At 55.5% G+C, this 22,178-nt stretch carries 22 protein-coding genes; 8 read left to right on the top strand and 14 right to left on the bottom strand.

The window, feature by feature from the left end:
* Positions 1-62 precede the first annotated feature (62 nt).
* The gene (gene hisF, locus ACZ500_RS03585; protein WP_464231168.1) at positions 63-1,649 is read left to right on the top strand and encodes an imidazole glycerol phosphate synthase subunit HisF; all 1,587 of its coding nucleotides are present in this window, start codon (positions 63-65) and stop codon (positions 1,647-1,649) included.
* A 1,265-nt stretch (positions 1,650-2,914) separates the two neighbouring features.
* Positions 2,915-3,721: a transposase gene (locus ACZ500_RS03580; protein ID WP_464231167.1), complete on the top strand. Its 807-nt coding sequence runs from the start codon at positions 2,915-2,917 to the stop codon at positions 3,719-3,721.
* On the opposite strand, the gene ACZ500_RS03575 is transcribed toward ACZ500_RS03580, so the two are convergent.
* Together ACZ500_RS03575 and ACZ500_RS03570 are read right to left on the bottom strand one after the other, a co-directional pair.
* Positions 3,631-3,882, bottom strand: a complete 252-nt coding sequence (locus ACZ500_RS03575) for a hypothetical protein (protein ID WP_464231166.1) — start codon at positions 3,880-3,882, stop codon at positions 3,631-3,633. The genes ACZ500_RS03580 and ACZ500_RS03575 overlap by 91 nt on opposite strands.
* Before the next feature lie 139 nt (positions 3,883-4,021).
* Positions 4,022-4,378 carry a DUF362 domain-containing protein gene (locus tag ACZ500_RS03570; protein ID WP_464231165.1) on the bottom strand — a complete coding sequence of 119 codons (357 nt, stop codon included), beginning with the start codon at positions 4,376-4,378 and terminating at the stop codon, positions 4,022-4,024.
* Positions 4,379-4,568: 190 nt separating this feature from the next.
* Between ACZ500_RS03570 and ACZ500_RS03565 the strand changes: the two genes are divergently transcribed.
* From ACZ500_RS03565 to tnpC, 3 genes are read left to right on the top strand one after another with little or no spacing between them, the layout of a single operon-like run.
* On the top strand, positions 4,569-5,444 hold the full coding sequence (locus ACZ500_RS03565; RefSeq protein ID WP_464231164.1) for a Druantia anti-phage system protein DruA: 876 nt from the start codon (positions 4,569-4,571) through the stop codon (positions 5,442-5,444).
* Complete coding sequence (locus tag ACZ500_RS03560; RefSeq protein WP_464231163.1) at positions 5,437-6,096, top strand: DUF6444 domain-containing protein; 660 nt, start codon at positions 5,437-5,439, stop codon at positions 6,094-6,096. The genes ACZ500_RS03565 and ACZ500_RS03560 overlap by 8 nt, the downstream gene beginning before the upstream one ends.
* Positions 6,017-6,838 (top strand): IS66 family transposase, encoded by an 822-nt coding sequence (gene tnpC, locus ACZ500_RS03555; RefSeq protein WP_464231162.1) that lies wholly within the window; start codon positions 6,017-6,019, stop codon positions 6,836-6,838. The genes ACZ500_RS03560 and tnpC overlap by 80 nt, the downstream gene beginning before the upstream one ends.
* Before the next feature lie 357 nt (positions 6,839-7,195).
* Here tnpC and ACZ500_RS03550 read toward each other — a convergent pair whose 3' ends face one another.
* From ACZ500_RS03550 to ACZ500_RS03515, 8 genes are all read right to left on the bottom strand, one after another.
* The gene (locus tag ACZ500_RS03550) at positions 7,196-8,227 is read right to left on the bottom strand and encodes a TRAP transporter substrate-binding protein (RefSeq protein WP_464231161.1); all 1,032 of its coding nucleotides are present in this window, start codon (positions 8,225-8,227) and stop codon (positions 7,196-7,198) included.
* A gap of 111 nt (positions 8,228-8,338) precedes the next feature.
* Positions 8,339-9,643, bottom strand: coding sequence for a TRAP transporter large permease (locus ACZ500_RS03545; protein WP_464231160.1), 1,305 nt, complete (start codon positions 9,641-9,643; stop codon positions 8,339-8,341).
* Positions 9,640-10,137, bottom strand: a complete 498-nt coding sequence (locus ACZ500_RS03540; RefSeq protein WP_464231159.1) for a TRAP transporter small permease — start codon at positions 10,135-10,137, stop codon at positions 9,640-9,642. The genes ACZ500_RS03545 and ACZ500_RS03540 overlap by 4 nt, the downstream gene beginning before the upstream one ends.
* A gap of 1,054 nt (positions 10,138-11,191) precedes the next feature.
* Positions 11,192-11,341 carry a hypothetical protein gene (locus tag ACZ500_RS03535; RefSeq protein ID WP_464231158.1) on the bottom strand — a complete coding sequence of 50 codons (150 nt, stop codon included), beginning with the start codon at positions 11,339-11,341 and terminating at the stop codon, positions 11,192-11,194.
* A gap of 137 nt (positions 11,342-11,478) precedes the next feature.
* Positions 11,479-11,925, bottom strand: a complete 447-nt coding sequence (locus ACZ500_RS03530) for a universal stress protein (RefSeq protein ID WP_464231157.1) — start codon at positions 11,923-11,925, stop codon at positions 11,479-11,481.
* A 13-nt stretch (positions 11,926-11,938) separates the two neighbouring features.
* Entirely contained in the window at positions 11,939-12,847 is a 909-nt protein-coding gene (locus tag ACZ500_RS03525) for a serine/threonine-protein kinase (protein ID WP_464231156.1), read from the bottom strand.
* A 2-nt stretch (positions 12,848-12,849) separates the two neighbouring features.
* Positions 12,850-13,416 (bottom strand): GAF domain-containing protein, encoded by a 567-nt coding sequence (locus ACZ500_RS03520; protein ID WP_464231155.1) that lies wholly within the window; start codon positions 13,414-13,416, stop codon positions 12,850-12,852.
* A 156-nt stretch (positions 13,417-13,572) separates the two neighbouring features.
* Positions 13,573-14,214 carry an acyloxyacyl hydrolase gene (locus ACZ500_RS03515; RefSeq protein WP_464231154.1) on the bottom strand — a complete coding sequence of 214 codons (642 nt, stop codon included), beginning with the start codon at positions 14,212-14,214 and terminating at the stop codon, positions 13,573-13,575.
* Positions 14,215-14,757: 543 nt separating this feature from the next.
* Between ACZ500_RS03515 and ACZ500_RS03510 the strand changes: the two genes are divergently transcribed.
* A complete protein-coding gene (locus tag ACZ500_RS03510; protein ID WP_464231153.1) occupies positions 14,758-15,606 on the top strand; it encodes a 4Fe-4S binding protein in 849 nt (282 codons plus the stop codon).
* Here the strand turns inward: ACZ500_RS03510 and ACZ500_RS03505 are convergent.
* Together ACZ500_RS03505 and ACZ500_RS03500 are read right to left on the bottom strand one after the other, a co-directional pair.
* A complete protein-coding gene (locus ACZ500_RS03505) occupies positions 15,603-16,445 on the bottom strand; it encodes a mechanosensitive ion channel family protein (protein ID WP_464231152.1) in 843 nt (280 codons plus the stop codon). The genes ACZ500_RS03510 and ACZ500_RS03505 overlap by 4 nt on opposite strands.
* 9 nt (positions 16,446-16,454) lie before the next feature.
* Positions 16,455-17,747, bottom strand: a complete 1,293-nt coding sequence (locus ACZ500_RS03500) for a hypothetical protein (RefSeq protein WP_464231151.1) — start codon at positions 17,745-17,747, stop codon at positions 16,455-16,457.
* Between the two features lie 738 nt (positions 17,748-18,485).
* On the opposite strand from ACZ500_RS03500, the gene ACZ500_RS03495 reads away from it, so the two are divergent.
* Both ACZ500_RS03495 and ACZ500_RS03490 read left to right on the top strand, forming a co-directional pair.
* Positions 18,486-18,998 carry a type 1 glutamine amidotransferase domain-containing protein gene (locus tag ACZ500_RS03495; RefSeq protein WP_464231150.1) on the top strand — a complete coding sequence of 171 codons (513 nt, stop codon included), beginning with the start codon at positions 18,486-18,488 and terminating at the stop codon, positions 18,996-18,998.
* Positions 18,999-19,254: 256 nt separating this feature from the next.
* Positions 19,255-19,377 (top strand): hypothetical protein, encoded by a 123-nt coding sequence (locus ACZ500_RS03490; protein WP_464231149.1) that lies wholly within the window; start codon positions 19,255-19,257, stop codon positions 19,375-19,377.
* A gap of 195 nt (positions 19,378-19,572) precedes the next feature.
* On the opposite strand, the gene ACZ500_RS03485 is transcribed toward ACZ500_RS03490, so the two are convergent.
* Both ACZ500_RS03485 and ACZ500_RS03480 read right to left on the bottom strand, forming a co-directional pair.
* Entirely contained in the window at positions 19,573-20,931 is a 1,359-nt protein-coding gene (locus tag ACZ500_RS03485) for an NAD(P)/FAD-dependent oxidoreductase (RefSeq protein WP_464231148.1), read from the bottom strand.
* A gap of 87 nt (positions 20,932-21,018) precedes the next feature.
* Positions 21,019-22,029: a hypothetical protein gene (locus tag ACZ500_RS03480; RefSeq protein ID WP_464231147.1), complete on the bottom strand. Its 1,011-nt coding sequence runs from the start codon at positions 22,027-22,029 to the stop codon at positions 21,019-21,021.
* Between the last annotated feature and the right edge of the window lie 149 nt (positions 22,030-22,178).

Here is a 22,178-nt window from a genome sequence, read left to right as displayed (position 1 = left end):
GACGCTTGCCTCCGGCCTCGGAATGCTTTATATCTTTCTGATTCCAACTCAAGGACGGGACGATGATCACTTTTCTGGACTACGGCGCAGGAAACGTGCGCAGTGTGATAAACGCCATCGAGAAACTGGGGGAAAGCGTCCGGATCGTTCGGAGCGGCGAAGACCTGCTCGCTGCAGAGCGCCTGATATTTCCGGGCGTTGGGCATTTTGCCAACATGATCCGGACGCTGGAGGAAAAGGGCCTCATCGAACCCTTGCGGGCCTACCTCCGCGCCGGACGGCCTTTCCTCGGCATATGCCTCGGGCTGCAGGCCTTGTTCGAGGGGAGCGAAGAGGCACCCGGGGTGCCGGGGCTCGGCATCATCGCCGGGAGGGTTCGGCGCTTTCATGTCGACCTGGCGGTCCCCCACATCGGCTGGAACGGGTTCAGGGCCCTGCAGCCTTCGGCGATTCTAAGCGGCCTGCGCGGCGACGAAAAATTCTATTTCGTCCACTCATACCACGTCGTGCCCCGGGACGAATCGGTGGTTCTGACCCGCACCGATTACGGGATCCCTTTTGTCAGCAGCATCCAGCAGGGGAACATCATCGCTACCCAGTTTCACCCTGAAAAGAGCGGAGAGGACGGCCTCTGGATCCTGAGAAACTTCCTCGAATCCGCGCGCCCTGCGCTCCCCGAGCTTTCCACGCGATCGGCGAGTACGCAACTCGCCAAACGGATCATCGCCTGCCTGGATGTACGCAGCGACGACCGCGGAGACCTCGTGGTCACCAAGGGGGACCGATACGACGTCCGCGAAAAGGGCACGGTGCGGAACCTCGGAAAGCCCGTCGAACTGGCGCGGCGCTATTACGAGGATGGCGCCGACGAGATCACCTTCCTCAACATCACGGGTTTCCGGGATTTCCCGCTCGAAGACATGCCGATGCTGGAGGTGCTCAGACAGACATCCCTGAACGTCTTCGTACCGCTCACCATCGGGGGAGGGATTCGGGACTACACCGATGAGAACGGCCGCCGCTACTCATCCCTCGAAGTGGCCTCCGAGTATTTTCGCTCGGGCGCCGACAAGGTTTCCATCGGCAGCGACGCGGTTCTGATCGTCGAGGCCTATTTGAAAGCAAGGCGCAAAACGGGCCGGAGCGCCATCGAAGAGATCGCCCGCGTCTATGGCAGCCAGGCCGTCGTCATCTCGATCGACCCTCGGCGCGTCTATGTCCGGTCGCCCGAAGACGTGCAACACCACGTCATCGAAACCGCAACCCCCGGTCCGGGCGGCGAGCGCTACTGCTGGTACCAGTGCACTATCAAAGGCGGCCGCGAAGGCCGGGATGTCGATGCGGTGACCCTCGCGCGCGCGGCCGAAGAGTTAGGCGCGGGGGAGATCCTCCTGAACTGCATCGACCGGGACGGCACCCACCTCGGGTTCGACATCGAACTCATCAACGCCGTCAAGGGCGCCGTAACCATCCCCGTGATCGCCTCGAGCGGCGCCGGCAGCGCCGAGCACTTCCTGGAGGTCTTCACCCGCACAAAGGTCGAATCGGCCTTGGCCGCCGGCATCTTCCACCGTGAGGACGTCCCCATTGCCGCCGTCAAGCGCCACCTCCAAGGCAAAGTCGAAATCCGTGGGGTCGGACCAAGGTAAGTCACTATTTTTGTTGATATAACACACTTTAACTGGCCATTTTTTTAGCTTAAACGCGCCATTTTCGCCCCAAAAATGCGGTTTAAGCTGTGAGGCGACCGAGATATATAATATTCTGCCAAAAATCGCGACAGACAGTCCTTCATCGAAACGGTGAAACAGCGCTCACAAGGAGCAGGAGCCAAAAATTTGGGGTTCATGTTCCTTTCATGGTTTGCGAGGTAGTATCCATCCGGGAATGATTTCCCTATAGAACCCAGTTTCCAATCCGGAAATGAGGATTATTCGCCAATAGCAAGGAAATCAATTGCTTGCGCGGAGGCGACCTGTAGGTCGCCACACAAGCAAACGTGCAGATTGACGCCGAGATTGGCCAAAAAGACCATTTCCGGATGGAAACGAGGTATGGAATCGAAAGGGTTTACTCACTGTCGCTTTTGGTTTATAGAAATACTTGATCTTGATGATAAGATCGCAATCGGCATTTGACGATCTGATCAGGTAAACCGCCGCGGCTCATTTACTTGCATCCGCGATGCACTACCGGATACGTGGTCAGGCTTTCCTGCGGCGGTCCGCCTTCGTAACACTCTCATCCCTGAACTGCGCTGAAGTGTTGGGGAACAGTTCCGAATCAGCGCATCAAACTGCATAAGCCCCCCGATTTGGATGCCATTTTGGTGCACACCAAAGTATCCCATGTCATCTTTCCTTTGGCCTGGCTGGGCTTTGGGCTTTTTAACCCCCCCGAATTGTTGGTTTCCATTTCACCAAATACCGGAGAATCTTGCGTGAGTTGCAGTCCGTTTCATAACAGCGTCGATCCGGAAACGAGTATCCGACACGACAAAGTTCTCAGTCAGGAAATCAGGATTTTTCTTCACACGCTGCGCGTACTCAGTCCCAGCGCTGCGCGGCGGATCCCGGTTTGGCCAATATCCAGGAAATTAAGCGCTTGCAAGGTGACGATTGTAGGTCTCCGCATAAGCAGACGTGCAAATAAACACAGAGATTGGCTAAGAAAACCATTTACCGAGAACAAAAATCAATTACAGCTGATTAGCGAACATGCGGACAGACAAACAGGGAAACGTTTATCGAAAGAACCTGAGATATGGAAACATCGAGAAATCCAGAGCACTGAGCTATCAACGATCTGCTCTCGCATAAATCGTTTCTATGAAAAGAGTATGCTGAATAATATCCGCGGCAAGCAGGCACTATGTGCATTTGACTCCGCACAACCCTAAAAATGGAGTTGAGAATTGCCCAGGGCAAATCGCCACTACATTCCAGGTCATGCATGGCATCTCACTCATAGGTGCCATAAGAAAAAATATCTGCTTAAGTTTGCCAGGGATCGACAGGGATGGATCCATTGGCTTTTCGAAGCCAAAAAGCGCTATGGATTGGTCATCCTGAATTACACGGCAACGTCCAACCACGTTCACCTACTTATCTATGACCAGACCGGCGGCAGCACCATTCCAAAAAGTATTCAGTTGGTCGCAGGACGTACGGCTCAGGAGTATAACCAAAGGAAGAACACAAATGGCGCCTTTTGGGAAGACCGCTACCATGCAACTGCAGTACAGACAGATAGTCATTTACTCCAATGTATGATTTATATCGATTTGAATATGGTCAGGGCAGGTGTCGTTAAACATCCCCGTGAATGGATTCACGGAGGCTACAGAGAAATCCAGGACAATCCAAAGCGGTATAGATTGATCGACCGCGAAGTATTAATGCGTTTGCTAGGCATTATAAATAGCGATCAATTAACCCTGTCACACCGAAGATGGGTTGAGAAAGCGCTTCAGACCACATACAATGTTCGGGAAGAAAGATGGACAGAGAGCGTCGCTGTCGGAAATCTTTCCTTCATTGAAGACATAAAGGGAAAACTGGGTGAGAGGGGGATCGGCAGGAGAATCGTGGATAGGGGAGAAAGCTGTGAACTCAGAGAATGCCAGTTTTCTTATAATAAGCATTCTGACCCCGAAAGCCCGCTTTTAAGGTTTGAAAACACGATATTTTGGGATGATAGGTATATAATTTCACCTAGATAGTGTCCATCCGGAAATGATTTCCCTATAGAACCCAGTTTCCAATCCGGAAATGAGGATTTTTGGCCAATATCAAGGAAATCAAGCGTTTGCGCGGAGGCGACCTGTAGGTCGCCGCACAAGCAAACGTGCAGATTGACACCGAGATTGGCCAAAAAGACCATTTCCGGATGGAATCTAGATTGCTTTTTGCATCCGGCGGATTCCAGTCAACTCAGGGTCATTACCAGCCAAATGAAAAAAAATTCAATGCGAAAAAAACGATTTTTGAACATCAACAACTAATCATTTTCAATATACAAATTATGATAAACCTAATTTTACAATTTCTTCTAAAGTTTTTTCCGCCACTTTCTTATTCTTAATAAAATATCGCTGCAATCGATCAATAAGCTGTCTCTGCTTTTCCTTATCGCCTACATAATATTCGTGTGATAATATTTTCTTTACCCAATCTAAATTAGCTGCAACTTCATCGGGAATACGTTCACCATCGTGGCGAACAGCGTCATTTGGACATACGTTGTGGCAAATACCGCATCGGATGCACTTATCATCATCTATAGACGCTACATTCTCAATTATTGAAATTGCTCCAGCAACGCATGCATCCACGCAAATCTGACAGCCATCACACAATTCTTTACTTACCCAAGGCATTTGATACTTTCTCCGCTCCCTTCATCTTTCAGCCACAGCCAGGACACAGCAAAACGACCTGCTGAACTCCTCGACGCAAAATCTTTTTTAGAACGATCTCAATTCTTGTATTTGATCACAGGGGGTGCATTTTTCCCTGACGTCCTAAGCTAAATTTTGCTAGGGTGCCTTCCCAGGAGGGAACAGCACCTTGGCAGAGACCCTGTATCAAATTCGCGGCCGTCAGATCAGAGAGGAAGACCTCTCGTTTATCCGCGATACCATCTCCCGGCATTGGGAACGCGGTCGAACCGCCATTTCCCGAGTGCTGTGTGAGCACTGGGACTGGCGGCAGCCGAACGGGCAACTCAAAGGGATGGCCTGCCGTGCGCTGCTGCTCAAGCTCGAAGAAAAGCAGGTTGTTAATCTCCCCCCGCCTTTGTCCACAACGAATCATCGGAAGCCCCGTAAGGCTGTTCGACGCAGCTATAACTACGACACCTCGGAGATTCACGGAACGGTCTCCGAGTTTGGCTCTTTGAAAATCGACATGGTCCGGCGCACCCCGGATGAAGGCCTGTGGGATCACCTGGTCGATAATTACCATTACCTGGGGCGTCCCCGAATCGTCGGTGCATACTTGAAGTACCTGGCCTACCTGGATGGACACCTGGTGGCTTGCCTCGGTTGGGGCTCAGCGGCCTGGAAGGTGGAGTGCCGCGACCGGTTCATCGGTTGGCAGCCCCGTACCAGGGAAGCGAACCTCTACAAGGTCGTCAATAACGTCCGGTTCCTGATTCCGGGCTGGGTTTCGGTGGAACACTTGGCCTCGAAGCTTCTGAGCGCCAACATCCGGATGCTTCCCGGGGACTGGCAGGCGTTTTACCGCCATCCCGTTGCCTTGCTCGAAACCTTCGTGGACACCACCCGGTTCCAGGGCACCTGCTACCGGGCGGCCAACTGGGTCTATGCAGGACTGACCAAGGGGCGTGGACGCTACGACCGCTATAACCGCTGCATGGAACCGGTCAAGGCGGTCTACCTCTACCCGCTTGGCAAGCGTTTCCGCGAGGCGCTCCATGGCTGAAACGCCTCTTTTTCCCGAAGGGATCGCCTTGACCGAAGAGGGGCTGCAGGATGTCCCGCGCTCCGTGCTCATCTATATCAATCTCGCCCTTGTGGAGGAAAACCGCGAACTCCGAAAACGGATCGAACACCTCGAAGCGCGTCTGAACAAGGATTCCTCCAACTCGGATCGGCCGCCGTCCTCGGATCCGCCCTTCAAAAAGAAAAAATCCGGGAAGAAAAAGAAAGACACCGATCGACGGAAACTGAGCCATCCGGGGCACCGGCAGGAGATGCTCCCGCCGAAGGAAACCCGAGTCATCCTTCCGGAAATCTGCACCTGCGGCAACCGCGAGTTCCCCGAAACCGAACCGTATTATACGCACCAAGTCATCGAACTGCCGCCGATCGAACTCGAGGTCATCCACTTCGAGCTACACCGAGGCAGGTGCCCGGTCTGCGGCAAGATGCAAAAGGCCACCGTCCCCAAAGAACACCGGACAGGCTACGGTCCCAGGCTTTCGGCCATGATCGCCGAGATGGCGGGCACCGGAGGCAGACAGTCGCTCAACGATTCAAACCTTCTGCGCTTCGGTGCTTGGGTTCCATATCAGCCTGAGCGCCATCCAGAAGATCATCGATCGGGCCTCGGCCGCGATCCAACCCCACTATGAAACGATCGGCCAGGCAGCCAGGCAGGCGCCGGTCAACCACATCGACGAGACCAGCCACCGCCTCAACGGCTTCCTGCAATGGCTGTGGGTCATGGCGGGGCCAGCAGTGGCTTTCTTCATGATCCATTCCAACCGTTCGAAGGAAGCCTTCGAAGCCCTGATCAAGGACTGGACCGGCATCCTGGTCTCGGACGGATACGGCGTGTACCGCAAATGGGTCGGACTGCGGCAGACCTGCCTTGCTCATCTGATCCGCAAGGCCAAGGAACTCTCCGAAAGGAAAGACCCGGACATAAAATGTTTCGGTCTGTGGGCAACCCATGAACTCCAACGACTATGCCATATGGCCAACGCTCCCCCCTCCGTCGGAGAGTGGCAGGCCTTTTATGCTCGTTTGATCCGCTTGATCACCCTTCATGAGAAGCGCAAGGATGATGCCGGCAGATTTGCACGCCGTCTTCGCAGGGAGATCGAAAGCCTTTGGACGTTCCTCTCGGAGCAGGGGGTGGATCCCACGAACAATCATGCCGAGCGGATGCTTCGATTCGCCGTGCTGTGGCGCAAATCCAGCCAGGGTACGTCCAGTGAAAAAGGCAACCGCTGGGTGGAGCGTATCCTCTCACTCAGGCAGACCTGCCGGCTTCGGGAAAAGACAACCTTCCCCGTCCTTGTCGATGCCTTGCGCGCCTACTTCCGGGGTCAGGAACCCGACCTCGCCTGGATAGCTCAACCCACCGCCTGATCCAGATCCTGTGATCGCTTACCAATTCTTTAAATATGCCCATCGCACACAGCAAACCCTGCGATGGAAGACCGCGGACCAGCAGATCTCAGATCGAACGGGTCAATTCTTCCAGCAAGGCAGCTGCACAAATACGCGAAGATCGCTTTCCGTACAGTGGAACCTGATTGATACGAGGAACAAAACGCCCCATGATGAACAAATGATGAACAAATCACAGAGAACTCAAATCACGCAGCATCACTTTGCTTAGAGGAGTCTTTCAGGCACCCAAATGACCATCCTAAGACTGAAAAACACCACGTCTAAAGATAATAGCAGTTTAATTTCAAGCACTTAACTTGGTCCGACCCCCAACTATTTGCTGAACTCTTCGACCATTTCCTGGACGGCCTTGAACACGGCTTCCCCGTCAACGCCTTTTGCGTTCGCGTTCTTGATGTAGGTATCGAACACCGGTTTTACGGCCTCTTTGAACTTCGCAGATTCCTCATCGGACAGTTCGATAAACTCATGACCGAGCTTCTCCACAAACTCGCGCCCCGATTCGTCGCTGTCCTCCCAGGCGTTGGCCGTAATGTCGACGTATTTCTTGCTCACATCCGTAATGATCTGCTGCAGGTCGGGCGGGAGGCTGTTCCATTTCTTGAGATTCATGGCCACGAAAAAGCCCTGGGTATAGGCGCTGCTGTAAGTGAGCGTCGTATATTTGAGGACCTCGCCCTGTTTGAAGCCTTCGAGGGCCTCCATGGGCACCAGCGTCCCGTCCACAATGTTTTTCCTGAGGGCGTCATAGGTCTCGCCCTGGGACATAGCCACCGGAGCCGCCCCATAAGCCCTGACGATCAACTGGCTCGTCCCTGTCGAACGGATCTTCAGGCCCTGTACATCCTCGAGCTTGCGGACGGGTTTGTTTACGGTGTGAAGCAGCCCGGGCCCATGAGCGAACAGATAGCAAATATGGACATCGTTCATTTCCTTCGGCTGAAATTTATTGTACAGCTCGTTGATCACCTTTGTGGCGATAAAGGCGTTGCGGTAGCCAAGCGGGTTGTCCACCGCCTCCATGACAGGAAAGCGCCCCGGAGAGTAAGCCAAGACGGAGGTCCCGAAATCCGAAATACCCTTCACCACCCCGTCGTAGATCTGCGGGGCAGGCGTGAGTGACCCCCCTGTGAAAATCTTTATCTTTATCCTACCGCCGGAAAGCTCTTCGATCTCTTTCGCCCAGGCTTCGGGCACCTTGGTCTGGATGTGGGTTGGGGGGAAAAACGTGCTGTAGGTGAAATTATAAGTTTCCGCCTGTGCCTGCTGAACGACCATCCCCATGGACGCAGCGACTGCGCCGCATACCAAACATGCCACTGCCAACCAGAATCCTTTCCTCATGCCGACTCTCCTTTCGATTTTGAAGTTCATTCTTGCTGACGTCTGTTTTTTCCACGAAAAAAATGCCTTAAAGGCCATTGAATTCAAAACGGCCCTATTCGGTTTAAAAAATCAATAGGCCAGTAAGCTTGGCAAGAACAGAGCGATTTGAGGGAAAAAAATCATAATGACGATATAAGTGATCAAGGTCAGGACGAACGGAAACGTGCCCTTGAATATGACCTCCAACGGCACCCCCCTGGCAATCCCGCTCACGACATAAACATTGATGCCCACAGGCGGTGTAATGACACCCAACTCCGTTACGAGCACAATCACCACGCCGAACCAGATCGGATCGTAGCCGAGGGCGACCGCAACCGGATAAAAGATGGGGATGGTCAAAAGAATCATTCCTAGGGCATCCATAAAACATCCGCCGATCAGGAAAAAAAACATAACGACTATCATAATCGCCCATGGAGGCAGCGGAAGTTCCACAACCCAGCCCGACAGCGTACTCGGGATCGTCGTCACCGCCAGAAAGTGGCCGAATACAGTAGCCCCCGCAACGATCATGAAGATCATGCAAGTGGTGCGGGTCGAAGAGTAAAGGGCATCCCGAAAACCCTCCAGCGAGAGTTGTTTTCTGATAAGGGGAATGACAAGTCCGCCGAAGGCCCCTACCGCGCCCGCTTCCGTCGGCGTGAATATACCCAGGAAGAGCCCGCTCATGACCAGCACAAACAAGATGATGACCTCGACCAGGCCGGTCAAGGACTTGATCCTTGTTTTCAGACTCTGCTTTTCGACCAGCGGTGCGATCTCCGGCCTCAGCGAAACCCAGATATAGATGGTCAGGATAAAGAGGATGGAAAGCAGTATCCCGGGAAGGATCCCCGCCATGAAGAGTTTTCCGATCGATTGTTCAGTCTGGATCCCGTAGACAATGAAGATTACACTGGGTGGAATCAGAATTCCGAGGCTCCCGCCGGAGGCCACGACCCCCGTAGCCAGTTCATCACGGTATTTCAGACGTTTCATCTCCGGAAGAGCGACGGATGCCATGGTCGCCGCCGTCGCGTTCGTAGAGCCGCAGATGGCGGAAAAGCCTGCGCAGGCTCCTATGGTCGCCATAGCCAGGCCGCCCTTGTAATGACCGACCCATCTATAAGCGGCATCGTAGAGTTTGCGGCTGATGCCGGAGCAGAAAAGGATTTGCCCCATGAATACGAACAGCGGCACAACCGTCAAATCATATGAACTATATACCGTATAAAAATCTTTCACAGTGATGTTCAGGGCCGCGGTGGGACTTACCAGGTACCCGAAACCCAGCAACCCCACAAGGGCCATACAGAAAGCGACCGGGAGGCGTGAAAACAGGAGAATGACGAGTAGTAAGACGCCAAGGAGCCCGACATGCACTGGATTCATCTTTTCGCCTTTTTCCAGAGGTCTATAAGGTTATGCAGAATGGCAAGACACAGGCCGAAAAAGCAAAGTCCAATCAAGTAAATAAGAGGATAAAACGGTATGTGCAGGATTGGCGTGATCTCCCCCGCCGCCTTCATATCAAGACCCAACTCGACAGACTGCCACACCAGCAAAAGAAAAAAGAGAATACCTAGAAGGTGTGTCACGGTTTCGATGACGAGCTGTTTGCCCACCGAGAGACTCTTGACCAGGATATCCACCGCCACATGTCCCTGCTCCAGCATCGTATAGGGCATTGCAAACGCAGCCACAACAGCCCCCAAAATGCTCACGATTTCATAAGTCCCAGAGATTGGACGGCTGAAGAGGTATCTCATAGAGATGTCGAGGCAGGTCAGCAGCATGATGACCACGAGAGCCAAAGAAGCGATTAAATTGAATAGGCTACTAAACCCTGAAGCTTTCCTGACAACATTGAATCTATTTTTTTCCATAAAGCCTGCTCGCCGCTACTTACCATAAACAAAAAAACTCACCAACCCGAAAACCAGCCATTCGATTCGATGGACCTTCCAATCCTGATACGCGATTTCCGACCGCAAAAGCCCCATTTGGGAAATCTCTATTTTCGCCCGCAAAATAATCGGCAGGTCCCTTCGCTGTAAACAGCACCAATTCGGATCTCGGCGAAACCTGCCTATCCGATTGGAATATATGGGACAAGTGTTTCAAGCTTCATAATGAACACCAAGCAATGCGCAACGCAGATCTTCGCATCCGGAAAAACCTACACGGCGGCGACAACCGACGAAGGTTTCAAAGGAACTCATATTGAGAAAAATAGTAATACGCTTTATTGGGACAAAGGACACCAGTAAAGATATCCTGTGCTTTTCAAGATGGAAATGAGAAGGACCTGAAGGTTAGAAAACAGTAGAACCTTAACGTGTATAGTTCGTCTGATGTATAAGAAGGCAGACGTAACCGCAGACTTCCGACCGTGCCGTAAACCTTATAGCTATTCGCATATCGGGAGGATTCTCGTCCGGACACCAGAGATGCCCTCCCTCTTGCAGAAGAAATAGGAGGCTGGTTTGAAACCAGGGACTCTTTTATAAAAGGATATAATCGGAAAGCAGCTAAAATTACATCTTCCGCTAGCTTTCTAGAATACGCTGCCTTCTATTGTCAAGCTTTTTGTGGGGTCGGACCAAGGTAACTATCTCGATAAATGGAAATAAAATCGTAAACCGGACCATTTCCTTACCTTAAAAGCGTCATTTCCACCAGAAAAAACCTGCTCTAAGAAATCGAATATTGCCGCTGGAAAACGACTCGAAAAGATAGAAAAACCTAAGATCCCGCAAAATCGGCATTCATTCAAGCCATCAAAATCTGCTTTAGCGCAATGGAAATCCAGCAAGCTTGCTCGGGAATCCACGAAACAAGCCACGCTGTCGGCAGATGCTCATTTGCATAAACTGGTGTCCATCCGAAAAAGAACATCCGGCGCGGCAAAGTTTCCAATCCGGAAATGAGGATTTTTCTTCACACCCTTCGGGTGCTCAGTCCCACCGCTTCGTGGCGGGTCCCGGTTTGGCCAATATCAAGGAAATCAAGCGGTTGTGCGGAGGCGACCTGTGGGTCGCCGCACAAACAAACGTGCAGATTGACGCCGAGATTGGCCAAAAAGACCATTTCCGGATGGAAACTGGCCGTTTGGGGTGTTTAGAATAGTGTTTTGGGCATATAAATGCCCATCCTAAGGCTGAAAAAAGCGATATTTAATGAATATAGTTGTTTAATTGCAAATACTTAGTTTGGTCCGACCCCTACTATTTAGATTTGACGACCAGGATGGCGGTTCCCTCGAGGGCCCGCAGAAGTTTGACGCTGACATCGCCCATGACGAACTCCTCGGCCTTGGTCATACGCTTGCGTCCGATGACGACCATGTCATACTTCGCTTTCCGGAACTGATCGATGATCCCGTCGGAAATCGTCGGATAGGGTTCGCTGACCATCTCGATCCGGATATGATCCGGGGTGAACCCGCTTTCGATCAAGCGATCCCGGGCCTTCTCGAGCACGTCCTGGTAGCGCGCCGACATCTCTTCGGTGAACTTCTTTCCCATCAATTCTTCACTGGCCGAGGGCTTGCGGAAAAGATGCATCAGAACGACATTCCAGTCTTCCGGACAGAAAGGGAGATTCGCCAGGTAGTCGACAACCGCCCGGGAACTCACAGAATCACTGAGAGGAACAAGTACAGTCGTTGTCAAAGGATACCTCCTCTCACTCGAATACCGAATAAAGACAGCGGTTGAGATCTTCTATAATCTCTTCGGTAAATTCGTAATAGACATTGGCAGATTTTGAAAAATGCATCAGAATATCATTCAGCGGCTTGGGGATCTCCGGGTAGAGTTTTTTGAGATTCACCAGCCGTCTTTTGTGGATGATCGAAAAATCGCCTGGTTCGAGACGCTCGGCCACGTCTCCATATGAAGACTTTTGCTGCATGATCAGATGCATGTCGTGAAGACCCTTCCCAATCGCGTTCATCAGGATACTTCCCAAGCCGAAAAGATCCAGTGCGAAAGGATTCTCCGTCGCTTCGAAATCGTAATCGAAATCGATCCAGACGTATCTCCCGGTTTCCTTCTCTACGATGATATGGTCATTGCGGATATCTCCATGCCTGAACCCGTTGATATGCAGGAACCGGATGGCCTCGAACGCCTTGACGACATGCTTGAGGATCGTCGGGAGATATCTTTCCATGTACTCCCGATACGGCATGGTGAATTCATCCAGATAAAGCAGAAAATTGGTCCCGTTGACGATATCCAGGATCCGCAGCACGTTTCCCTTCTCGTCCAGGCTCGAAATCCCGTGCATAAAATAGGGGTGATCTCTAACGAGATCGAGGATCTGGGCCTCCTTGGCGGGGTTCCTGAAGCAGTTGACTTTCACTTCCCCATAGGAAGCCACAAAGGTCTCCAGAAAGGAAAGCTTGATGATCTTCTTCTCCCCCGTCTCGGCATCTACCACGCGCTTGACCCAGAATTTAGGGTCATCCATCCCGAAGCGGCGTTCCCTCTCATGGCCAGTCACAAGATATTGCTTTCCGCCCACTTCGATGATGTCGCCGTGGTCGATCACAAAAATCGGGGTGGTATCCCTGAAGACCTTTCCCGCCATGGCTAGAGCCCTTCCAAGGCCCTTAAAGGCAGGCTTTCCAGGGCCATTTTCACCCTTTCGAGGAAGTTCCTCAGCCCATTGTTTTCGATGACCACACCCAACTGCTCAGCCAGAACGCACAGGGTCTCGATATCGGCCTCGTGATACTCCCACGGTTCAGCGTGATAAACGCGGATAACTCCGATAACAGCCCCGTGATACTTGATCGGCACGGAGAGCATGCTGACGATGCCCTCCTTGGCGGCGGCCTCGGGATACTGAACCCTGAGGTCCTTCTGCATATCCCGGATCAGGACCGGCTCCCCGGTGCATGTCACACAGGATTCCTTGTTCAGCACGAGGGGCCCCTTGTTCAGGTACTCGTCGCTGATCCCGTAAGTGCTGACGTGAACCAGCTGATTCTCCCGGTCGTCCACCAGGAAGATGCTGCAGCCTCGCGCTCCGAAGGTCCGGCTGGTCCCTTCGCTCAGATGGTTCATCAGCAGCGCCAGATCTTCATAAATCGAGATGGCATGGCTGATGGCCTTGAACTCCCTCAGATAAAACTTCCTCTCTGGTTTTCGGTCCATGGCTTTCTCCCTCCAAACGGCATTTCTACGGTCAAAGCTCCCCTCCCAAACGGGGGAAGGTCTGGGGCGTGCTACAGGGCGCGCCGCTGCTCATCATAACCGATCGACACCTTGTAATGCAAACAAACCCGCAACGGACAGGCCTTCTCCCGCCGCTCAACGGCCTGCCTCACCCGTGCCGCAGAAATAGTACGTCGTCCCCACCAGCCCCCCGAAGGCATTGAGTCCCCTGTTCCGCAAGGCCAGGCCGGCATTCGAAACATGATGAAACATAACTTCGCCGTCCAGGGCCCAATTCCGGCTCAGCATAAAATGCAGCCCCGCACTGGCCTGTGGGGTGAACTCGACCGCCTGCCCGATATCGAACTGGTTCCCGTCATGGTAAGCGTCGTTCAGCACCACCCCCACACCAGCCTGGAAATAGGGAACGTAGCGCGCATCGGGCTGAACGAAGTTATAGCGCAGGAGCCCGGTAAAGCCGCCCATGGCGCTGCCTGCCCCCTTGTAGATGTGTGAGTAGGTGAGTTCGACGATCCCCTCCAGATTCCCCCGCAGGAGCCACCTCTCAGGCCCGGGTTCGGTCAGCATCTTCGATAAGCGCAGATTGGTCTGCCAATAATCCATCACCGACGACCGCTTCGCCAGCATGGTCGGTGAGAAAAGAAGACCGGATGCAAGCTGCAGCGCGACCTGCCCCTTTCTAAAAGGCGGATCGAACGCCACATCGCCGGCACACAGTTCCATAGCGCAGGCATGCCCCGCTCCAGCCATCAGGGGCAGCAAGAGAACGATCGCCATCCAAGCCTTCTTCCGATTGTTCCACACTCGCATCTCCTGAAACCTTTCCCTCCTTACTGTATTTTTCCCACTGTTTCAGATACATTCCCATTCAACATCCCATGCGGCCGCCTACGCGGATCTGATTTTCAATGCCTCCCCAACCATTTCTTTTGACTTTATCCAAGGCGTTGCGCTAGTTTCCCCTTGGGAAAGGGCTTCTCGCACCGTCTCCGGAGCCGGTCCATCTGCGGGTGCCGGGGGCATCCTTATCGTGCGGCATCCCCCTAAGCGGCCGCTTTTACCCCAATGAAACATGAAACGGGATCTGTCCCAAAGCAGTTGAAAGATGTGCCCGCGCGGCCTGCAAAAGGATTGCTCCTCACCTGATGCAGGGCGCGTGCGCGCTGCGATGCCTTTCCCGGATGATCCCGCGCAGGGTCACCCAGAGCAACAGGAGATTTCATACTCCGTGTGCCAACGCACGATGCTGCGTTATTTCCCGGCCGGACAACGCTGTGAGCAACCTTCTCCGGCGCAGGCGCCGAGCAATGGAGGGCGGTTATGCCGATGGCCATCCGCAAAGCACTGATCGTCTATTTCTCACCCGCCGGCACCACACGCCGCATGGCCCGCGCGATCGAATGCGCCCTCCGGGCCGCTGGGACGCCGGCCGTCATGATCGACCTCGGACGGGACGACGACATTCCCTTCGTCATGTCCCAGATGGGCGCGGCCAAGGACAACATCTGCATCTATGTCGGCTCACCCGTGTACGCCTCTTACGCAGCACCGCCCGTGACGGCTTTCCTTTCCGGGCTGCCCCTGTCGCGCAGCGGATTTTCCGTCCCCTTCGTCACCTGGGGCGGCGTCAACAGCGGACGCGCCCTCTACGACATGGCCCGTGCGCTTCAGGAAAAAGGTTATCCCGTGCTTGGGGCAGGTAAGTTCCTGGCGGAACACTCCCTCATGTGGACACTCGACGAACCCTTGGGGAAAGGCCGCCCTGACCGGGAGGACGCCCTCCTTGCCGAAAAGCTGGTCACCTCCGTCGACGCGAAAATGAGGACGTCCGAACCAGCAACGATCACCGCAGGCTCTCTCGCCCCTGATCCGCAGACACCCCCGGAACCTGATCCCGAAGGATTTACGCGTGCGAAGGCCCATTTCCCTGCGAAGATCCTCGATCAGGAACGTTGCACCCTCTGCAGCCTCTGTGCGGACCAGTGCCCCGTCCAGGCGATCCGCCTCACACCTTACCCGGAAATAGGCACGGAGTGCATCTTCTGCTTCAACTGCGTGAGATGCTGTCCCGAAGGCGCCATCCGGGCGGACCTTGCCCCTCTGCACACGCGGATCCGCAAACTGAGGGAGGGGTTCGGGGAACCGGCTGAAAGCAACATCAACCTCTAGCGGCCGGCTCCTGATCCGCCCCATAAAGCTTCCTCCGTACCCGGACGTAAAGGCACCCGGATCGGCCGCCCCCCAGCCTCAGAGATGCTTCTCCTCCCCCTTACAGTCAAATCGCTGATAAACAGGAACTGCTCCCGTGCGTCGATCGGATAGGCCCTGATCCGATGGCGCGTTCCCCATAAATTCTCCGAAGTCACCACGATGATCGGATGATCCAGATTCGCATACGGGCTTGTGAGGGCTACGTCATGGAGCCTCTGGCGCATCAACGACCCGTCGTGATCGCTGTCCAGATAAAAATCCGCCGTACATTGCAGGTCCCGCTTCCCGTCATTGTGGTTGCGGATAGCGCTTTGCCACATCCTGGTGTGCGGGATATGGACGACCGTATCATCGGGGGTCAGGAGCCGCACCGACCTGGCGCTCACCGATTTCACCTCCCCGTAATCACCATCGATCTCGACCCAATCACCTACACGATACGGCCGTTCGTAAACAACCAGCAAGCCGCCGATAATGCCGCTCATGTAATCCTTGAAGGCGAAACCGATGGCAAGGCCTGTCGCCGCGAGGATGGCAACCAGGTTTTGGAACGAGGGTTCAATGATCAAGGGAACGATCAGAACCACCGCAAGCGCGAATATCATCAAACGGACAATCGTGACCACCGGCAGCACCTGCAACCGGAACCTGGCCGGGAGCCGTTCTGCAATCCATGGGAATAGACGGTCGGCGATCTTGATCGCGGCCCATGCCGCAACGGCGATCAGGACAATCGGCAGGAGCTTGACATGACTCAATTCACGAAAGACATCGGCGATCTCTGGATTGGGGGACATTCTGTTCTCCTAAAACGCTCCGGCGAGGTATCCCTCGCCTCTCAAGGCATCATCCACCGCAGGATATCCAAGCGCACCCACCTGCCATGAACCGTCCGGACCGGCTTCCACCACCCCGCAGCCGACCAGTGTCGCAAGCCCTGCCATGATATCCGTGCCGGAGAGCGGCAGGATCCTCTGCAGCATCCGCCCGTCGAGCCTGCCGTGCAGCAAGAGGGCGTGGAGAATCAGGTGGAGCGGAACCTGACGTCCGGCAGGCAAGGAAGGCAACGTGACGCGGGACCATGGCTTGACCCAGATAGTGGCGCCCCTGTCGACAGCGGCCGCCTTTTGCGCCTTTTCCTCCACCTCGGCTTCGTAAGCAAACCGCAGGCTGAACCGCCAAATCGCCAGCGCAACACCAGGCAATCCGCGGCTGTACGAGGCAACATGCCGCAGAAAATCCGTCACTTCCACAGGCGCCCCCCGCTGTTCAGCCCCTTGTTCGGAATCCCCGCGCGCACTCTCTGGGCCGTTCTCGGGAGGGGGCCTCAATACATATCTCCCGCTGTCAGCCTGCCTGAAGGAAAAACCTCTTTGGAAAGCACCCGCCGCAGCCTCCCCGAACCACCTCTGCAACCGCTCCCCATCGAACGCGTCGAGTGTGTAGACCGGCTTCAGGACCCGGTCGATACCCAACGAACGGCTCAAAAAGGCCCATGCCCAGCTGTCGCAACCCACAATGCAAGGCCGCCCCGTCGCCACAAGGATTTCGAAAAGGCGACGAAGAAAACCGAAACCCATATAGTGGCGTATATAGAAGGACTCGAGCTCGGGGATGGCCAGAGGCACATCAGCGGTGCGGAGCAGGCTTTCGAGGAATGCCTCCCCACCGGCCAAGATCTCCTCACCCTTCAATGGCGGCGGCACCGCCCATCCCTCTTCCTCCGCCATGGCACGAATCGCCGAGGCGATACCGTCGCCAGACGTCCGCAGTACCGCAAAGCCGTTCACCGCCGCGGCCCCGCCATTGGACACCGTCCCGTGAATGCGCTTCAGGGCGGCCGCAACCTCAGTGCGATCGCCCCCCGGCATGACATCCTTCATGAGACCATCCGGGAGAGTGCAGAGATCTTTTTCAGCCACCGCCTCCTCGGCGCCATTGGAAGACCCCCGCAGTCGGTCCCAAAGCCCGAGCAGACCTTTGCGCACCGCCTCGGCGGCCGGCCTTGCCGGCCGTCTGAACTCTTCGAGGCGAACGAGCGTCCAGAGGCCATTCCGATCCGCCTCAGCGCGTGTGGATGGATCCATCCTCTCCGCCATATCCCTGCCCCCATTTTCATCGTTTACTCGGGCAAAGGCTTTTCCGGCCGCCTGCCTACAAACCTTTACACCGTCAGTAGGGCCCGGTCGCAGAAAGAAGCTGGCCCCTCAACTCAACGGACCGGGCAAGACCTTTCTCCCTAGGTCTGCTAATGGGCCTTTACAGCGCGGGCGCCACCCCTCTACACCGGCAATCGTTAAGATCCGGTCGAAAAGGAAGTCGGAAATGATTTCCCGGTAGAACTCAGTTTCCAATCCGGAAATGCAGATTGACGCCGAGATTGGCCAAAAAGACCATTTCCGGATGGAAACTACTTTATACTTGGTAGCAAGATGGCGGGACAGAATCAACCTGTTTTTGTCCCGTGGGCGAAGGGAACCAATGTCTGAAAAACGGTTTACAACACCAGAGTCCTTATCCCCTGCTTCGAATGCATCATTGCCGAGGACAGACTCATGATCCGCGATTGCGCACCCCTAATCGGCGATGGTCGCGGACTGCAAAAGAGGTTCACAACGGGAAGGGCGATATAGTATGTTGTCCAATATTGGATCTGAAAAAAGGAGGCAGTTCACAACCAGCCTTTTCTTTGCGGTAGCCGCTGTTTGCGAGCCCCGGGCGTTCTTTGCGCGGAATGCTCCTGCAGAATGTCTGCAGGGGCCGTTTCCGGGGCGCCGGTTGTGGTTGATCTGTGCCCGGAAACCTGCGATCGGCAAGACTAAAGGAGGGACGGCGCTATGAGTCGAGTGGCAGTGATCATCACCGACCTGTTCGAGGATTCCGAATACACGGAACCCGTCAAGGCATTTCAGGAAGCGGGCCATGCGGTCGTTTGCGTGGGGTTGAAGGAGGGGCAGACGGTAAAAGGAAAAAAGGCAGGGACCCCCGCCACGGTCGATAAGGCGGTCACGGATGTCTCGGTGTCGGACTTCGACGCCCTGCTGATACCGGGCGGCTACTCCCCGGATAAGCTGCGCGTGGATGAGCACGCGGTGGGTTTCGTGCGGGATTTCGTCCAAAGCGGAAAACCGGTCTTCTCCATCTGCCACGCCCCCCAGATCCTCATCACAGCCGATGTCATCCGCGGCCGGAAGTTGACCGGGTGGAAATCCATCATCCAGGACATCAAGAACGCTGGCGCCGAGTTCATCGATCAGGAGGTCGTGATCGATGGGAATCTGATCAGCAGCCGCCAGCCCGGGGACCTGCCACCATTCATCAAGGCGTGCCTCGCCGCGCTCTCAAGCTGAAGGGTTCGGCTCCACCCGAACCATCCAAGAGTGTCGCACGGTCAACCGAACCTTTCGGCCGGCAGGGCGCAAGCTCAGGCAGCCAGCGGCAGCGGCACGGAAAGCCATTTCCGGAAGGCGGCCGCGTCCGGCAGGAAAAATAGGCCGAAAATGCCGCTGCCGGAAAGCTTCCTATGGTTGGAGACGTCAAAGGCCGTCTTGGTGCAAGAGGGACTGCAGAAGGATCCTGGCTGGCTTCCATCCGGGAAGGATCTTTTTGGCCAATCTCGGCATCGATTTGGATGTTTGTCTGTGCGGCAGCCTACAGGTCACCTACGCGCAAGCGCTTGATTCCCTTGATATTGACAGACCGGGATCCGCCGTGAAGCGGCGGGACTGAGCACGCGAAGCGTGTGAAAAGAAATCCTCATTTCCGGATTGCAAACCGGGTTGTGATGGATAACGCATTTCCGGATGGAGACGAGATAGCTGTGAACTCAGAGCATGCCGGTTTCCTTATAATGTTTATTTTGGCGGTGAAAAGCTGGTTCTAAGCTTGAAAAACAGCATCTTTTAGAGGCATAACGACACAATTTCAAACAGATAGCTTGGTCCGACCCCGACACACGATGGATTCGGCGGCGAGGATGCCGCTTGCAGAGGCCTGAAGGAGCCCCCGGGTGATTCCGGCGCCGTCTCCGACGGCAAAGAGGTTCTCCACGCCGGTTTCCAGTTCGGGGGAAAGCGCGATCCGGTTGGAATAGAATTTGACCTCGACCCCGTAAAGCAGGGTGTGTCGTGAATAAACGCCGGGGGCCAGACGATCCAGGGCCTGGAGCATCTCGATAATGCTCAGCATATGGCGGTAGGGGAAGACGAAGCTCAGGTCCCCGGGAGTCGCCTTCGCAAGCGTCGGACGCGTCAGGCACCGCTCCAACCGCGAGGCCGTCGTGCGCCTCCCCGCGGAAAAGTCCCCCAGCCGCTGGACGATGGGTCCGCCGCCCAGCAGATTGGCAAGCCTCGCGATGTATAGCCCGTAGGCGATCGGATCGTTGAACGGCTCCGTAAAACGGCTGCTCACGAGTATTGCAAAGTTGGTGTTCCCGCTTTTTTTTTCGGCGTGGCTATGGCCGTTGACCGTGGTGATCCCCTCATAGCGCTCGGTCACAACCTCCCCATAGGGGTTCATGCAGAAGGTCCGCACCTTCTCGTCAAAGGTCCGGGAATAGTAGATCAGCTTCGCCTCATAGGCGATGTCCGTCACCTCCTTCAGGACCGCCGCAGGGAGTTCCACCCTAACCCCGATATCGACGGGCGCCGAACTCGTCCTGATCCCCAGCCTGTCTATCTGCCCCTTCATCCATCCGGCGCCGGAGCGCCCCGGAGCGGCGATCACGAACCGCCCCTCGATAAAGCGGCCGTCGGCCAGTTTCACCCCCGTTACACGCCCACCCTCACAAACCAGATCCGCGACGCGGGTACCGGTCCAGGTCTCTACACGCCCTTCCAGATCGCGCCGGAAGGCGTCTAGGATCCGGACGCAGTTCTCGGTTCCCATGTGGCGGATCCGGGTCGGGATCAGATCGAGATCCGCCAGGCGCGCGCGTTCCTGAAGCGCCTCCATCTGAGGGGTCCACTCCCCGAAGATGCGCTGAGGCGCCCCGTGAGCGGCATAAAGTCCGTCGGCAGCCTCGAGTAGCCGGCGCAGTTCTCCTTCCTCGACAAAATCGCCGAGGACCCCGCCGACATCCGTCGAGAGGGTCAGTTTTCCGTCGCTGTAAGCGCCCGCACCGCCCCAGCCGCAGATGCGGTCCCGCGCGTCGTCCCGCCGGCGCTCGGAAAGGTCCTTACCCTGTTCAAGCAGCAAGACCTTTTCGACGCCCGACCGGGCCAGCGTCAGCGCCGCAAAAATCCCCGCCGGCCCCCCTCCTGCGATGATCACGTCGTATTTCATGGGCTCAAAAGACCTTTCCGGCGGCCTTCCGCCGTGCACTCCGTCCAGGAAGGGGCCGTCTCCGAGGAGCCGGCGCGGAAAAAAGCGCTACCACCCGATGGCGAGGTTGCGCCGCTGGTTCTCCGCCATGACCCGTCGAAAGCGTTCGGCAATCCGGAGCACTTCTTCCAACGAATCCTGCTCGGGAGCAGAGACCGACGGGGACCAACACCCTTCTACCCATTCCATGAAGACAATCGTCGCGTCCAGGACCTTGTCCATCGCATCCCGCCGGTCGATCAGCCCATCGACGTTGAAATCCGCTCGATCCGAAAGCCGCTGCCACTCGCGCGTATACCACTCCGCGAAGAGCTGCACTTCCCGGTCCGCACGCTCCTGAAGATCCAGGACATCGACGATGCCGTCCTCGTTGAAGTCTGCGCCGCATTCAGCACCGTAAACGGATACCGTCAAATCGTCCATGCACAGAAGCGGTGGGACCTCCCCGGGGCCCTTGCCGCAGATCTGAAACCGCGTCGACGGGTACGCAGCAGGATCGATCTCTGAAACCGTCATGAACTTCAAGACACCGTCCCGATAAAAAAGGACGCCGCCGTCAGGCCTCAGGGTGATCTGAAAGAGGTGCCATGCGTCGTCGGGACAAGTCTCCCAGAAGACGCCATGTACCGTAGCGTAAAGAATGCCTTGGGACGGCGGGGAGGTCAGGGTCACCGAAGCCAGAAAGGATGGAAGAGATTCGCTCCCGCCGGCCTCCTCCAGTCGATCGGCACCGGTGAACCCCGCGGCCAGCTGGACCCCGTCGGGTAGATCCTGCGAAGCCTTGAGCCGAAAGGCCGCCGACAAACCGCCTGCCGTCTCGAAAGTCATCGATGTGAGCACCCCCTCGAGGCCCTCGCCGCCCACCCCAACCGCCAGGGCGCCGTCGCTTTCGTAACCCGGGAGGCAAAGCCCCACGCCTTCCATACTCGTTCGGAGCCATTTCCCAGATTCGATGCCGGCCTCCCAACCCTCCGAGAGGAGCGGTTCAGCCGCGGCCGCACCGTGAAACCAAACCGCCGCAACCAGGGCAACGATCGTGCCGATCCATCTTTTCATCATCCTCACCTCGTCTGTTGTATGATCTTATTCTAAGCATCGCGATAGACCCACGTCAACTGCAACGGAGTTGCAAAGCGGGCGATCGTCCTTTAAACTTGTGTCCTGAGGAAACAAGATAGATCCATCGAATGACCGCCCGCACAAAAGGC

This window comes from Desulfatiglans parachlorophenolica (assembly GCF_055394735.1).
The sequence above is the reverse complement of the archived record's forward strand: the minus strand, read 5'-3'. Positions and strand labels throughout refer to the sequence as shown.